The following is a 13,477-nucleotide window of genomic DNA, read 5'->3' as shown; positions in this document are numbered from 1 at the left end:
ACATGGATACCTTGAGCTACCTGGGCCAGGGGTTCGGCGTCGCCCTGTCCCCTTACAACCTGGTCACCGCCCTGTCGGGCACGCTGATTGGCACCGTGGTCGGCCTGCTGCCGGGCCTGGGCCCGATCAACGGCGTGGCCCTGCTGATCCCGATCGCCTTTGCCCTGGGCCTGCCACCGGAGTCGGCGCTGATCCTGCTGGCCGCGGTGTACCTGGGTTGCGAATACGGCGGCCGGATCAGCTCGATCCTGCTGAACATCCCGGGCGAAGCCTCGACCGTGATGACCACCCTCGATGGCTACCCGATGGCGCGCCAGGGCCTGGCTGGCGTGGCCTTGTCGCTGTCGGCATGGAGTTCGTTCATCGGTGCGCTGATCGCCACCTGCGGCATGGTGCTGTTCGCCCCGCTGCTGGCGAAATGGGCGATTGCCTTCGGCCCTGCGGAATACTTCGTGCTGATGGTCTTCGCCATCGTCGCCCTCGGCGGCATGGCCGGTGACAAGCCACTGAAGACCTTCATCGCCGCCTTGATCGGCCTGTTCCTGTCTGCGGTCGGCATCGATGCCAACAGCGGCGTGTACCGCTTCACGGGTGACAGCGTACACCTGGCCGACGGTATCCAGTTCGTGGTGCTGGTGCTGGGCCTGTTCTCCATCAGCGAGATCCTCCTGCTGCTGGAGAAGACCCACCATGGCCACCAGGCGGTGAAAGCCACCGGGCGCATGCTGTTCAACTTCAAGGAAGCGGCCTCGGTGTTCGTGGTCAACATCCGTTGCGGTCTGTTGGGCTTCATCATGGGTGTGCTGCCGGGTGCCGGCGCGACCCTGGCCAGCGCCGTGGCCTACATGACCGAGAAACGCATCGCCGGAGAAAAGGGCACGTTCGGCAAAGGCGACGCCCGCGGCCTGGCTGCCCCGGAAACCGCCATCGGTGCATCCTGCTGCGGCGCCCTGGTGCCAATGCTGACCCTCGGCGTTCCCGGTTCGGGCACGACGGCGGTGATGATCGGCGCGCTGACCCTGTACAACATCACCCCGGGCCCGCTGCTGTTCGAACAGCAGCCAGACATCGTCTGGGGCCTGATCGCCTCGCTGTTCATCGCCAACATCATGCTGGTGATCCTGAACATCCCGATGATCCGCATCTTCACCCGCATCCTCGCCGTGCCGAACTGGGCGCTGGTGCCGGTGATCGCGATCATCACCGCGATCGGCGTGTACGCCGTGCATGCCACCACCTTCGACCTGTTCCTGATGGTCGGCATCGGCATCATGGGCTATATCCTGCGCAAGCTGGACTTCCCGCTGTCGCCGATCCTGCTCGGCTTCATCCTCGGCGGGCTGATGGAGCAGAACCTGCGCCGGGCACTGTCGATTTCCAACGGTGAACTGGGCATCCTCTGGTCGAGCCCGATCAGCATGTCGGTGTGGGTGCTGGTCTTCTGCATGCTGACGCTGCCGCTGCTGCGCATCTGGCGCAAGCGCAGCCTGCAGCGCCAGGCCATGGCGGATGCCTGATCGCTCACTGCCGCTGTTTGTCGCAACCGGGCTGGTCGGCCTTGCTGGCGGTTTTGCCGCCAGCAAGGTCGGCTGGCCTTTGCCGTGGATGGTCGGTGCGTTGCTGGCGATCATCCTGGTGCGCTGCCTGACGCCCTGGCAGCTGTCGGAAATCCCCAATGGCCGCAAGTGCGGGCAATGCATCATCGGTATCGGGATCGGTCTGCACTTCACCCCGGCGGTGATCGAGCAGGTCGCCAGCCACTTCGCGCTGATCTTCTTCGGCGCACTGTTTACCACGCTTTCCAGCGTGATCAGCGTTTGGCTGCTGCGGCGCACCGGTGAAGACCGCGCCACGGCGTTCTTTGCCAGCATGCCCGGTGGCTCGGGGGAGATGGTCAATCTTGGCGCTCGCAATGGCGCGGTACTCAGCCAGGTCGCGGCGGCGCAGAGCCTGCGCGTGCTGGCCGTGGTGCTGTGCGTGCCGGCGCTGTTCAAGTGCCTGCTGGGTGACGGTGTGCCGCTGCATCACGCTGGCAGTGTCAGTTGGGGCTGGCTGGCGCTGATCGTGCCACTGGGCGTGGCGATGGGCTTCGCCTGGCAGCGCCTGCGCCAGCCCAACCCGTGGCTGTTCGGGCCGTTGCTGGTCGCCGCGTCGGTAAGCCTGGCAGGCGACCTGCAAATCGGCTTACCCAACGGTGCCAGCCAGGTCGGCCAGTGGCTGATCGGCAGCGGCCTGGCCTGCCATTTCAACCGTGCGTTCTTCCGCCGCGCCCCCTCCTTCCTCGCCCGAACACTGCTGGCCACCGCGCTGTGCATGGCGATTGCCGGCAGCGCAGCGTGGGGATTGAGCGTAATGACCGAACTGGACCTGCGTTCGCTGACCTTGGGAATGATGCCGGGCGGCATCGCCGAGATGAGCCTGACGGCCGAAACCCTGCAGCTGTCGGTGCCGCTGGTGACGGCGCTGCAGGTGGTGCGGTTGATTCTGGTGCTGTTCCTGGCGGAGCCGTTGTTCCGCTACTGGGTCAAAACCCAGGGCCAGGGGCTGTAAGGCAGCCCCGCCCTTCTTCAGAGGGGTGGCAACGCCCAGTTGATGGGCGCCATGCCACGCTGTTCGAGGAAGCTGTTGGTACGGCTGAAGTGCCCGCAGCCAAGGAACCCGCGATAGGCCGACAGCGGCGATGGGTGCACCGACTTGAGTACCAGGTGCCGGGTGCCATCAATCAGCTTCTGCTTGCTCTGAGCGTGTGCCCCCCACAGCAGGAACACCACGTTCGGGCACTGCTCGCTGACCACCTGGATGATCCGGTCGGTAAACGACTCCCACCCCTTCTTCCCATGCGAGGCAGCATTGGCGCGCTCTACGGTCATGGTCGTGTTGAGCAGCAGCACGCCCTGCTCGGCCCAGCTCTGCAGGTAGCCATGGCTGGCAATCGGGATGTTCAGGTCACGTTGCAGCTCTTTATAGATGTTGACCAGCGACGGTGGCGCCGGCACGCCCGGCTGCACCGAGAAGCACAGACCATGGGCCTGGCCCGGGCCGTGATACGGGTCCTGGCCGAGGATCACCACCTTGACCTGATCCAGCGGCGTTGAGTTGAGCGCATTGAAGATCAGCGGCCCCGGCGGATAGATTTCCTTGCCGGCAGCGTACTCCTGGCGCAGGAACTCGCGCAGCTGTTGCATGTAGGGCTGGTCGAACTCGGCGCGCAGTGCAGCCTTCCAGCTGGGTTCGAGTTTGATGCGATCGTCTTCAGTCATGGGGCCATCCGTAAACAATGGCGCGACACTAGGTAAGCCATTTGCCCTTGTCAATCGATCCGACCGCCGACCGGCATGATCGGCCACGCAGGCCATACTTGGGGGATGACTTGTGCGAGGTAGTCCATGGCCATTCATTGCGAGGTACTCACCGGCGCCGATGGCGCCCGAATCGGCATCGCCACACTCGATGCCCCCAAGGCGCTCAATGCCCTCAACCTGCCGATGATCGAAGTGCTTGGCGAACAGCTGCACAGTTGGGCCAGCGACCCTGGGGTCGTCTGCGTGCTGTTGCGTGGCAAGGGTGCCAAGGCTTTTTGCGCCGGCGGCGATGTGCGGGCGCTGGCCCAGGCCTGCCTGGCCCGCCCCGGCAGCGTTCCTGCGCTGGCTGCGACCTTCTTTGCCGCTGAATACCACCTGGATTACCGCCTGCATACCTACCCGAAACCGCTGCTGTGCTGGGGCCACGGGCATGTGCTGGGCGGCGGCATGGGGCTGCTGCAGGGCGCCAGTGTACGCATCGTCACGCCGAGCAGCCGCCTGGCCATGCCGGAAATCAGCATCGGCCTTTACCCGGATGTGGGAGCCAGCTGGTTTCTCGCCCGCCTGCCCGGCAAGCTCGGCTTGTTCCTCGGGCTGACCGGCGCACCGATCAACGCCCGAGATGCGCTCGACCTGGGCCTGGCTGATCGGTTCTTCGGCGAGGAACAGCAAGAGGCCCTGCTCGAGGAGCTGCTGCAATTGAACTGGCAGGAGCAGACCGACCTGCAGCTGAACAGCCTGCTCAAGGCCGAACAGCATCGTGCCTGGGCCGAACTGCCAGCGGCACAATGGCTGCCGAGGCGCCAGGTGATCGACGAGCTGCTCGATGTGGCCGACCCGGCTGCCGCCTGGCGCGCCTTGGAAAGCCTCAAGCATCACCCTGATCCATTGCTGGCCGAGGCCGGTCAACGGCTGCATGAAGGCTGCCCGCTGACGGCGCACCTGGTCTGGGAACAGATCCGACGTGCCCGGTACCTGTCACTGGCCCAAGTGTTCCAGATGGAATACAGCATGAGCCTCAACTGCTGCCGACACCCGGAATTCAGTGAAGGCGTGCGCGCGCGCCTGCTGGACAAGGACAACCAGCCACGCTGGCACTGGCCCGATGTGGCGCAGGTGCCAGCGGCGGTGGTCGAGGCGCATTTCGCCAAGGTGTGGGAAGGTCGGCATCCGTTGGCCGACCTGGGGGCATGAGGCGGTCAGCGGCGCCAGTCATGGTCCCTTCCGCGCCCACGATCGGACTGACGGTCGTCGTCTCCGCGGTTGTTCGAATGCCAGCGATCATGTTGGTAGCGCTGGCTGCCATCGCGATAGTCATGACGGTCACGATCCCGGCCATAGTCGTAGCGCTGGCGATTGCCGTAGTCGTAGCGTGGATTGCCATGCCACTGGTTCATCCCCGGCGTCGGGCCCGGCCGGTAATAGGGAGCCGGTGCGGGCCGATAGTAACGGGGGGCCGGCTGGTAGTAATAGCGCGGCTGCGGCGTCACATAGTAACGGTCGTAGCGGTAATACCCCGGCGCGACATAACGATCGGTCGAATAGTATTCGGAACGGGAATAGCCACCGCCCTCATAGTAGGGCGCACAGGCGGACGTCATCAGACCCAGCAGGGCGATCAACAGAATTCGATAGGACATGGCGGCCTCCTGGACCGCTGGGGTGCTCGAACAGCGGCGCTGGCGAGCGTCGACGCAAATGCGTTCATCGACAATGAATCAGACAACGGCGCCAGGGTGCAGTGCCATTTCAGCAACAAATTGATACAGGTCGAAATAACCCTTAAAAACATGCAGTCATTTACCTGTCATCCCAATAGAATGAGCGCCCCGGCACACAACATGGGAAGATCATGCCCGCACGCTCCGCCCTGTTTTCACAGCGCTCGCTGATCCTCGCCTTGCTGTCGTTGCTGACCTGCGGCTTTCTCGCCACATCGCTGATCAGCTATTTCGCCTCGCGCAGCACAATCCGCGACGGCATCATCAATACCGAGCTGCCGCTCACCTCCGATACCGTCTATTCGGAAATCCAGAAAGACTTGATCCGCCCGGTGCTGATCGCCTCGATGATGGCGCAGGATACCTTCCTTCGCGACTGGGTACTGGCCGGTGAGCAGGACACCCAGCGCATCACTCGCTTTCTTGGCGAGGTCATGGGTAAGCAGGCCACCTTCACCTCATTTTTCGTCTCCGACCGCACCCTCACCTATTACCAGGCCAAGGGCATACTCAAGCAGGTGGTACCGGACACCTGGCGCGACGCGTGGTACTTCCGCTTGCGCGAGCTGAACGCGCCGTACGAGATCAACGTCGACCTGGACATGGCCAACCAGGACAACCTGACGGTGTTCATCAACTATCGGGTGCTGGACTACCAGCAGCGCTTCATTGGCGCCACCGGGGTGGGCCTGAGTGTCAACGCGGTGGTCAAGCTGATCGACAAGTACCAGCGCCGCTACCAGCGCTCGGTGTTTTTCACCGACGCCACGGGCAAGGTCATCCTGACCGGCTCGGAGGGTGGCCTCCATGGCCTTAAGATCGGGCAGCCCTTGACCGACAATGCCGACCTGAACGAATTGCTGGCGCAGCGTGCGACCCCCACCGAAGGCAGCCACGAGTACAAGGACAGCGAAGGCCACAGCCACTTCCTCAATGTGCGGCAATTGCCTGAACTGGGCTGGTACCTGCTGGTCGACAAGCGTGAGACCGGAGCCCTGGACCCCATTCGCCACTCGCTGTACCTGAACCTGGTGATCTGCGCGATGATCACCCTGGTCGTTCTGTTGCTGCTCAATGGCATGCTCAGGCGCCACCAGGCCAGTACCGAGGCGCTGGCGACCCTCGACAGCCTGACCGGGCTGCCCAACCGGCGCAGCTTCGACCTGCTGGCCGCCCAGGCCTTGCAGGAGGCCCAGCGCGATTGCGCGCCGCTGGCCGCCTTGCTGATCGATCTCGATCACTTCAAGGTGCTCAACGATACCCATGGCCACCTGGCCGGCGACGAAGTGCTGCGCCAGTTCGCCAACGTGCTGCAGGGCAGCCTGCGGCAGTCGGATATACTCTGCCGCTGGGGCGGTGAGGAATTCATCGTGCTGCTGCGGGAGGCCGAGGGCCGGCAGGCCACCGACGTGGCAGAGAAGATCCGCCGTGGTACCGAGCAATTGACTTTCAGTTACGAAGGCCAACCTTTGCGCCTGACCACCAGTATCGGCCTGAGCGCCTTGCAGCCGGGTGATACCCTGCACGCCCTGCTGACCCGCGCCGACCGTGCGCTTTATCGTGCCAAGCAGGCCGGCCGCAACCGCGTCTGCAGTGAAACACCCGGAACCGGACATGAATGACAACCAGCACTGCCCCGCCTGCGGTGCCCTCAACCAGTGCAGCCTGGCCGACCCACGCAGCGCCACCCAGGCCTGTTGGTGCTACGGCGTGACCATCGACCCCGCCGTACTGCAGGGCCTGCCTGCCGAACTGCGCGACAAGGGCTGCCTGTGCCCACGCTGCGCCGCCGTGGAAGACCAGCTTGTGGGAGCGGGCGCGCCCGCGAACAAGCCGACACCGCTCTGACGTTAAAAACGCTAAACTGCGCCCCCATTCACGTTGCTCGCCGCCATGCGCCTCGACCGCTTCCTCGCCAACCTGCCCTGCTACAACCGTCAGCAAGTGCGCCTGCTGCTGGTGCAGCGCCGCGTGCGCCTGGATCATGAAGTGGTCAGCGACCCCAAGGCAGAGGTCCGTGCATTCAGCCGCGTGGAAGTGGACGGGCAACTGCTGCAGGCCGGCCGCCCCGCACGTTACCTGATGCTGCACAAGCCCACGGGCTGCGTCAGCGCCACGCAAGACCCGCAGCACCGCACCGTGCTCGACCTGCTGCCTGGCGAATTGCGCGAGGACCTGCACATTGCCGGGCGCCTGGACTTCAACACCACCGGCCTGATGATCCTGACCAACGACGGCCAGTGGTCGCGGCGCCTGACCCAACCGGCCACCAAGCTGCCCAAGCACTACCTGGTGGAAACCGAAGACGAGATCGGCGCGCACTACGTTGCCAAGTTCAGCGAAGGGTTCTATTTCGCCTTCGAAGACCTGACCACCCTGCCCGCCCGACTCGACATCCTCGGCCCGCGTCAGGCACGGCTGGCCATCGTCGAAGGACGCTACCACCAGATCAAGCGCATGTTCGGCCATTTCGACAACAAAGTGGTTGGCCTGCATCGCGAAAACATGGGTACGATCCAGCTCGATCCAGGCCTGCAACCTGGCCAGTTCAGGGCTCTGACTGCGGACGAAATCGCTTCGGTCCGGATGCCGTAATACCGCCATACGACCGCTGAGCGGCCCGAGTCACAAATTTGCGCAAACGGCACTTGCGGGATCGCTGTGCCACTGCTTGACTCCTAACTTGTCAGTCCGCGAGTGACCAGCCAGTCACGCCTGCCGTTCATGACACTTTTTGCCGGCCACCCGAAGCCCAGATGCCTTGGGGCACGGCAAATTGCCCGCCACAACAATATCGTCGACACATGTGCCAAGGATCGACACAGGGCCCCCCGATTTATTCAGGCGAATGCCTACCTGTCATAAAGAACGTGCACCCTAGGTGACGCGATTACCCTTTTTGCGCCAGGAGTCGATGACATGAGGCCAGAAATCGCTGTACTTGATATCCAAGGTCAGTATCGGGTTTACACGGAGTTTTATCGCGCGGATGCGGCCGAAAAGACGATCATCCTGATCAACGGGTCGCTGGCCACCACCGCCTCGTTCGCCCAGACGGTGCGCAACCTGCACCCGCATTTCAATGTTGTGCTGTACGACCAGCCATATGCCGGCAAGTCCAAGCCACACAACCGCCAGGAACGGCTGATCAGCAAGGAGGACGAAGCGCAGATCCTTCTCGAACTGATCGATCGCTTCCAGTGCGATCACGTCATGTCCTTCTCCTGGGGCGGGGCCTGCACGCTGCTGGCGCTGGCGCACCAGCCGCGGCGGGTGAAGAAGGCGGTGGTCAGCTCGTTCTCGCCGATCATCAACGAGCCGATGCGCGACTACCTTGAGCGTGGTTGCCAGTACCTGGCCGCCTGTGATCGCTACCAGGTCGGCAACCTGGTCAACGACACCATCGGCAAGTACCTGCCATCACTGTTCAAGCGCTTCAATTACCGGCATGTCAGCGGCCTGGACAGCCATGAGTACGCGCAGATGCACTTCCACATCAACGAAGTGCTGCAGCGTGACTTGCAACGGGCGTTGGACGGCGCGCGCAACATCGACATCCCGGTGCTCTTCATCAACGGCGAGCGCGACGAATACACCACGGTCGAAGATGCACGGGAATTCGGCAAGCATATAGGCAACAGCCAGTTCAGCGTGATCCGCGACGCTGGCCACTTCCTCGACATGGAACACAAGGCAGCCTGTGATGACACCCGTAACGCCATGCTCGGGTTCCTCAAGCCGACCGTGCGCGAGGCCCGTCAACGCAGTCAGCCTTATATCCAGCAGGGGCAGCATGCATTGGCCATCTGAGCGCATCGGCGCCGCGTACCCGACACCCGCAGGTCACGGGGCGCCGACAAGCTTTTTTATAACTTGGGCTTCTAATTCGGGGAGGGTTCTGGTAAAAAGTCCAGCGCAGACGCGGGTATAGTTTAGTGGCAAAACGAAAGCTTCCCAAGCTTTAGTTGAGGGTTCGATTCCCTCTACCCGCTCCACACATTGCATTCCCCGCATGGCGTTCAGCAACGTCATCGCTGTCAAAAGGAGCCCAAGGCTCCTTTTTTCGTTTCTGCCCTTTCATTGATATGGCCCATGGCCGCGTTCGATACCTTCCGCTTCAATTCGCTTGCAAGCGAAACGGCTTGAGGCGCATATGCTTCATGGAACCGTGAAACATTTCGAAAGGACGACGCATGTTTCTCTCCCGCTGGCTACCCGGCCTTGCCAACCTCCTGCACTACCGTCGTGAATGGTTCCAGCCCGACCTGCAGGCCGGGCTATCGGTGGCCGCGATCCAGATCCCCATCGCCATCGCCTATGCTCAGATCGTCGGCCTGCCGCCGCAATACGGCCTGTATGCCTGCGTGCTGCCAATGATGGTCTATGCCCTTATCGGCAGCTCGCGGCAGTTGATGGTCGGCCCGGACGCCGCCACCTGCGCCATGATCGCGGGCGCCGTGGCACCACTGGCCATGGGCGACCCGCATCGCATCGCCGAACTGTCGGTAATCGTCACCGTGCTGGTTGGGGTGATGCTGATCGTCGCCGGCCTGGCGCGCGCCGGGTTCATCGCCAGCTTCTTCTCGCGGCCGATTCTGATCGGTTACCTCAACGGCATCGGCCTGAGCCTGATTGCCGGGCAACTGTCCAAGGTCGTAGGGTTCAAGATCGAGGGTGACGGCTTCATCCTCAGCGTGGTGAATTTCTTCCAGCGCCTGAACGAGATCCATTGGATGACCCTGGCCATCGGCCTGGCCGGGCTGGCACTGCTGGTCTGGCTGCCGCGCCGCTACCCGCGCCTGCCGGCGGCCCTGGTGACCGTGGCAGTCTTTACCTTGCTGGTCGGCCTGCTCGGCCTGGACCGTTTCGGCGTCGCCATTCTCGGGCCCGTGCCGTCTGGCATCCCCACGCTCGCCTGGCCGCACAGCAACCTCGGTGAAACCAAGAGCCTGCTGCGCGATGCCCTGGGTATCGCCACCGTGAGCTTCTGCAGCGCGATGCTCACCGCGCGCAGCTTCGCCGCACGGCACGGCTATGCGATCAATGCCAACCATGAGTTCGTCGCCCTCGGCGTGAGCAACCTGGCCGCCGGTATCTCGCAGGGTTTCGCCATCAGCGGCGCCGACTCGCGCACGGCGGTCAATGACATGGTCGGCGGCAAGAGCCAGCTGGTCGGCATCATCGCCGCACTGGTTATCGCCCTGATCCTGCTGTTCTTCACCGCACCCATGGCGTGGATCCCGCAGGCGGTACTGGGCGCCGTGCTGCTGATGGCCGGCTGGGGCCTGATCGACATCAAGTCGCTGGGCAGCATCAGGCGCCTGAGCCGCTTCGAATTCTGGCTGTGCCTGCTGACCACGGCTGGTGTGCTCGGTCTGGGCGTGCTGCCGGGCATCGTGTTTGCCGTGACCCTGGCGATCCTGCGCCTGCTCTACACCATCTACCAGCCCACCGACGCCGTGCTCGGCTGGCTACCGGGCACCGAAGGCCAGGTCGACATCCGCAAGCACAAGGACGCCCGTATCGTGCCGGGCCTGGTGGTATACCGCTTCGACGACGCGATCCTGTTTTTCAACGCCGACTATTTCAAGATGCGCCTGCTCGAAGCGGTACAAAGCCAGGCCCAGCCCCAGGCAGTGCTGTTCGATGCGGAAGCGGTGAGCAGCATCGACGTCAGCGGCATCGCCGCCCTGCGCGAAGTGCGCGACACCCTGACGGCGCAAGGCATCCACTTCGCCATCGCCCGCGCACGCGGCACCTTCCTGCGCATGCTGGTGCGTTCGGGACTCGCGCGGGAAATGGAAGACAAGCTGCTGTTCGGCTCGGTACGGGCGGGGATACGGGCATATCGGGTTTGGCGTAACAGGAGTCGCAAGGAGCCAGTGGTTAAATAAGGAATCGGACTACAGCGGAGTCGGAAGAGGACGATCTGCCAGCCAGTGCACCATCCGCTAGCCTCGTCATCCCAAGCAGAATAAACGTTGGGACTTCTTCCTCCCGTAGCGTCGGGCGACCAGCGACTACGCCATTGGCGCACACCCTGCTATGCTCTTCATTGAAACCCCCATTTTCACCAAGCGAGTGAAAGAACTCCTTGAGGACGACACCTACCGGCTCCTGCAGGTCAAGCTGATGAGTGCACCGGATGCAGGTGACTTGATCGAAGGTACCGGTGGCCTACGCAAGCTTCGCGTTGCTGCCAGTGGACATGGGAAGCGCGGTGGAGCCAGAGTCATCTATTACCACTTCACCTCAAGCTCACAGATTGCCATGCTCTACATCTTTCCGAAAAATGAGCAATCTGACTTGTCTGCCGAACAACGCAAGGTCCTGAAGAACATCATCGAGCACTGGAGGCGTACATGAGCAAATTTTTTGAAGAGCTGATGGAAAGCGTCCAGCAGATGGATGAAATCGTTCAAGGTAAGCGTGTGCCCTCACGAGTTGTCGAGATTGATGCACTGCAGGTCAGGAACATTCGCAAATCCACCGGTTTGTCCCAGGTGCGTTTCGCCGAGATGATCGATGTTCAAGTCGCCACACTAAGGAACTGGGAGCAAGGGCGCAGGGAGCCTACCGGGCCGGCCAAAGCGTTGCTACGTGCCATACGCAACGACCCTGACCATGTCCTGAGGGCACTTGCCCATTAATTCAGTATCCCAGATGCTTCAACAAAGCCCCTTCGTTCTCTGTGGGGCGCTGATTAAGTGCGCAACAGCTCTCCCGCCCGGTTGGTGAAGATCCCGTCGACACCAGACTGCATGGCCTTGTCAAATCGACTCTGTCATCGAGTGTGTAGACATGCTCCAACAGTCCGCGCTGGTGATTGGCCTGGTTCATCCAAGGCTGGATCAGGTCGCCGTAGCTCTGCTCACCCAGATGAGTGTGCGTGGCTGAAGGGCCGGTGCCTATGGCGCCCTCCTGCTTTGCATCATCAAGCCAGCGCAGGAACTCCGCCTTGTCCTTGGGTTGCTGGCGCGCATGGAAAGCTGCCTTGTCCCGCTCCCCCGACTGGGCGAAATCCTGCCCGGATGCCGATGCGATGCCAGTGTTGCCTACCCAGAGCAGAAGGACCTTCGGCACCTGCGGCATCGCCTCGTGCAGCAACTTGAGGCTGTTGCGGTCGAAGGTCTGCAACACTACCCGCCCCGGCCGGTCGGTGTCGTGGATTCCGGGGCGTCGTAGGAAGCGCCGCGGTGGGCGATCACGGCCGGATACGGAATGCCTTGGGCGGTGGCCAGGGTCTTGCCGTCGGTGGCCGAGGCCAGTGAAGCCGAGAACAGCGTGCTCAGGGCCAGGGTGCGGAGCAGCGGGTTGCGCATGGAGAAGTCCTCTTTCATCCAGCAGTACAGGCACAATGCGAACACCAACCCTCGCACACCTTGCATGACATGCTAAAGTCCCCGCCGTTTCCCGCCCCACCGAACGGACCGCCCATGCCAACTCTCGACGCCCGCCTCGCCTCTTGGCCAGACCTCAACCAGCGCCACCCGTGCACAGCTCTGCTGCTGGGCAATGGCGCCAGTCGTGCGCTGTGGAAACCGTTCGGCTACTTCTCGCTGTATGAGGAAGCCCAGCGCGCAGGGCGCAAGAAAGGCCTGGCGATCAGCGACCAGGCCCTGTTCAAGTCGCTGGGCACCGAGCTGTTCGAGCCGGTGCTGACCACCCTCAACCACACCGTGCGCGCCAACGCCGCCCTGGCCATCAACTCCACCGCGCCGCTGAACCGCTATTATTCGATCAAGGAAGGCCTGATCCACGCCATTCGCACCCTGCATCTGCCCTGGCCGCTGATGCCCGCTAGCACCTTGGCGTCGATCAACCAGGCCTTGCGCGAGTACCGCAGCGTCTACACCAGCAACTACGACCTGATCCTGCCATGGGCCCTGCAGCACAACCCACAGGGCTTTGCCGCGCTGTTCGACGATCAGGGGTTCTTCGACGTACGCCGCACCCGCAGCCAAGGCACCCGTGTGCTGCACCTGCACGGCGGCCTGCACCTGCTCAAGCTGCCCGACGGCAGCACCCGCCAGCGCAGCGCCGACAGCGCCGAGCTGCTCGACGGTTTTGCGGTGAACATTCCGGGTGAAGTACCGTTGTTCGTCAACGAAGACCGCAGCGACGAGAAACTGCGCGCCATTCGCAACTCGGATTACCTGGCCTGGGGCTTGGCTCAACTGGCACAGGAAAGCCAGGGTTTATGCCTGTTCGGGCAGCACCTGGACAGTACTGACCAGCACCTGGTCGAAGCCATTCGCCAGGCGCGGCCGGCCCACCTGTCGATTGCCATACGGCCGTTGAGCGAGGCGTCGGTGATCAACCAGAAGCAGCACTTCGTCGAACGGTTCGGGGATATGACCGGGACGGCGCTGCACTTCTTCGATGCCAGCACGCATCCGTTGGGGTTCGAAGAACTCGCTATCGAAGTACCGGCAGCTCGGCGCTGAATATCCC

The 13,477-nt window shown here is 62.9% G+C and carries 14 protein-coding genes, 1 tRNA gene and 1 pseudogene; 12 read left to right on the top strand and 4 right to left on the bottom strand.

Features of this window, described 5'->3' with window-relative positions; all coding sequences use genetic code 11:
* Positions 1-2: 2 nt before the first annotated feature.
* Both L6D64_RS06970 and L6D64_RS06965 read left to right on the top strand, forming a co-directional pair.
* Complete coding sequence (locus L6D64_RS06970) at positions 3-1,517, top strand: tripartite tricarboxylate transporter permease (protein WP_176505984.1); 1,515 nt, start codon at positions 3-5, stop codon at positions 1,515-1,517.
* Complete coding sequence (locus L6D64_RS06965) at positions 1,510-2,550, top strand: AbrB family transcriptional regulator (RefSeq protein WP_176505983.1); 1,041 nt, start codon at positions 1,510-1,512, stop codon at positions 2,548-2,550. The genes L6D64_RS06970 and L6D64_RS06965 overlap by 8 nt, the downstream gene beginning before the upstream one ends.
* 17 nt (positions 2,551-2,567) lie before the next feature.
* Here the strand turns inward: L6D64_RS06965 and ung are convergent, their stop codons facing one another.
* On the bottom strand, positions 2,568-3,260 hold the full coding sequence (gene ung, locus L6D64_RS06960) for a uracil-DNA glycosylase (RefSeq protein WP_176505982.1): 693 nt from the start codon (positions 3,258-3,260) through the stop codon (positions 2,568-2,570).
* 126 nt (positions 3,261-3,386) lie between these two features.
* Between ung and L6D64_RS06955 the strand changes: the two genes are divergently transcribed.
* Positions 3,387-4,496: an enoyl-CoA hydratase/isomerase family protein gene (locus L6D64_RS06955; protein ID WP_176505981.1), complete on the top strand. Its 1,110-nt coding sequence runs from the start codon at positions 3,387-3,389 to the stop codon at positions 4,494-4,496.
* Between the two features lie 5 nt (positions 4,497-4,501).
* Here L6D64_RS06955 and L6D64_RS06950 read toward each other — a convergent pair whose 3' ends face one another.
* On the bottom strand, positions 4,502-4,942 hold the full coding sequence (locus L6D64_RS06950) for a hypothetical protein (RefSeq protein ID WP_054885021.1): 441 nt from the start codon (positions 4,940-4,942) through the stop codon (positions 4,502-4,504).
* A gap of 212 nt (positions 4,943-5,154) precedes the next feature.
* Here L6D64_RS06950 and L6D64_RS06945 point away from each other — a divergent pair, with 212 nt between their 5' ends.
* The 8 genes from L6D64_RS06945 to nadS all read left to right on the top strand — a co-directional run bounded on the left by L6D64_RS06945 (position 5,155) and on the right by nadS (position 11,673).
* Complete coding sequence (locus tag L6D64_RS06945; protein ID WP_176505980.1) at positions 5,155-6,645, top strand: sensor domain-containing diguanylate cyclase; 1,491 nt, start codon at positions 5,155-5,157, stop codon at positions 6,643-6,645.
* Positions 6,638-6,871 carry a cysteine-rich CWC family protein gene (locus L6D64_RS06940; protein WP_176505979.1) on the top strand — a complete coding sequence of 78 codons (234 nt, stop codon included), beginning with the start codon at positions 6,638-6,640 and terminating at the stop codon, positions 6,869-6,871. Before L6D64_RS06945 ends, L6D64_RS06940 begins: the two co-directional genes overlap by 8 nt.
* A 45-nt stretch (positions 6,872-6,916) precedes the next feature.
* Complete coding sequence (locus L6D64_RS06935) at positions 6,917-7,618, top strand: pseudouridine synthase (protein ID WP_176505978.1); 702 nt, start codon at positions 6,917-6,919, stop codon at positions 7,616-7,618.
* A gap of 324 nt (positions 7,619-7,942) precedes the next feature.
* On the top strand, positions 7,943-8,833 hold the full coding sequence (locus tag L6D64_RS06930) for an alpha/beta fold hydrolase (RefSeq protein ID WP_176505977.1): 891 nt from the start codon (positions 7,943-7,945) through the stop codon (positions 8,831-8,833).
* 111 nt (positions 8,834-8,944) lie between these two features.
* Positions 8,945-9,018, top strand: a tRNA-Gly gene (locus L6D64_RS06925).
* A 198-nt stretch (positions 9,019-9,216) separates the two neighbouring features.
* On the top strand, positions 9,217-10,917 hold the full coding sequence (locus L6D64_RS06920) for a SulP family inorganic anion transporter (protein ID WP_176505976.1): 1,701 nt from the start codon (positions 9,217-9,219) through the stop codon (positions 10,915-10,917).
* 151 nt (positions 10,918-11,068) lie between these two features.
* Complete coding sequence (locus tag L6D64_RS06915) at positions 11,069-11,389, top strand: type II toxin-antitoxin system RelE/ParE family toxin (protein ID WP_176505975.1); 321 nt, start codon at positions 11,069-11,071, stop codon at positions 11,387-11,389.
* A complete protein-coding gene (nadS, locus tag L6D64_RS06910; RefSeq protein WP_176505974.1) occupies positions 11,386-11,673 on the top strand; it encodes a NadS family protein in 288 nt (95 codons plus the stop codon). Before L6D64_RS06915 ends, nadS begins: the two co-directional genes overlap by 4 nt.
* Before the next feature lie 53 nt (positions 11,674-11,726).
* On the opposite strand, the pseudogene L6D64_RS06905 reads toward nadS, so the two are convergent.
* Both L6D64_RS06905 and L6D64_RS06900 read right to left on the bottom strand, forming a co-directional pair.
* Positions 11,727-12,172: pseudogene (locus L6D64_RS06905) on the bottom strand (glycerophosphodiester phosphodiesterase family protein); the annotation flags it as partial.
* The gene (locus L6D64_RS06900; RefSeq protein ID WP_225923466.1) at positions 12,163-12,411 is read right to left on the bottom strand and encodes a hypothetical protein; all 249 of its coding nucleotides are present in this window, start codon (positions 12,409-12,411) and stop codon (positions 12,163-12,165) included. The gene L6D64_RS06900 and the pseudogene L6D64_RS06905, both read right to left, overlap by 10 nt.
* A 48-nt stretch (positions 12,412-12,459) precedes the next feature.
* Between L6D64_RS06900 and L6D64_RS06895 the strand changes: the two genes are divergently transcribed.
* Entirely contained in the window at positions 12,460-13,470 is a 1,011-nt protein-coding gene (locus tag L6D64_RS06895) for a DUF4917 family protein (protein WP_176505973.1), read from the top strand.
* Positions 13,471-13,477 lie beyond the last annotated feature (7 nt).

Origin of the sequence: Pseudomonas urethralis, from assembly GCF_021602465.1 — a bacterium.
Lineage (GTDB): Bacteria > Pseudomonadota > Gammaproteobacteria > Pseudomonadales > Pseudomonadaceae > Aquipseudomonas > Aquipseudomonas vlassakiae.
The sequence above is the reverse complement of the archived record's forward strand: the minus strand, read 5'-3'. Positions and strand labels throughout refer to the sequence as shown.

Coding starts and splice junctions, on each gene's coding strand:
- L6D64_RS06955 (WP_176505981.1), top strand. CDS start 3,387: ATGGCCATTCATTGCGAGGTACTCACCGGCGCCGATGGCGCCCGAATC.
- L6D64_RS06935 (WP_176505978.1), top strand. CDS start 6,917: ATGCGCCTCGACCGCTTCCTCGCCAACCTGCCCTGCTACAACCGTCAG.
- L6D64_RS06970 (WP_176505984.1), top strand. CDS start 3: ATGGATACCTTGAGCTACCTGGGCCAGGGGTTCGGCGTCGCCCTGTCC.
- L6D64_RS06920 (WP_176505976.1), top strand. CDS start 9,217: ATGTTTCTCTCCCGCTGGCTACCCGGCCTTGCCAACCTCCTGCACTAC.
- L6D64_RS06915 (WP_176505975.1), top strand. CDS start 11,069: ATGCTCTTCATTGAAACCCCCATTTTCACCAAGCGAGTGAAAGAACTC.
- L6D64_RS06930 (WP_176505977.1), top strand. CDS start 7,943: ATGAGGCCAGAAATCGCTGTACTTGATATCCAAGGTCAGTATCGGGTT.
- L6D64_RS06950 (WP_054885021.1), bottom strand. CDS start 4,942: ATGTCCTATCGAATTCTGTTGATCGCCCTGCTGGGTCTGATGACGTCC.
- L6D64_RS06900 (WP_225923466.1), bottom strand. CDS start 12,411: ATGCAAGGTGTGCGAGGGTTGGTGTTCGCATTGTGCCTGTACTGCTGG.
- nadS (WP_176505974.1), top strand. CDS start 11,386: ATGAGCAAATTTTTTGAAGAGCTGATGGAAAGCGTCCAGCAGATGGAT.
- L6D64_RS06940 (WP_176505979.1), top strand. CDS start 6,638: ATGAATGACAACCAGCACTGCCCCGCCTGCGGTGCCCTCAACCAGTGC.
- ung (WP_176505982.1), bottom strand. CDS start 3,260: ATGACTGAAGACGATCGCATCAAACTCGAACCCAGCTGGAAGGCTGCA.
- L6D64_RS06965 (WP_176505983.1), top strand. CDS start 1,510: ATGCCTGATCGCTCACTGCCGCTGTTTGTCGCAACCGGGCTGGTCGGC.
- L6D64_RS06895 (WP_176505973.1), top strand. CDS start 12,460: ATGCCAACTCTCGACGCCCGCCTCGCCTCTTGGCCAGACCTCAACCAG.
- L6D64_RS06945 (WP_176505980.1), top strand. CDS start 5,155: ATGCCCGCACGCTCCGCCCTGTTTTCACAGCGCTCGCTGATCCTCGCC.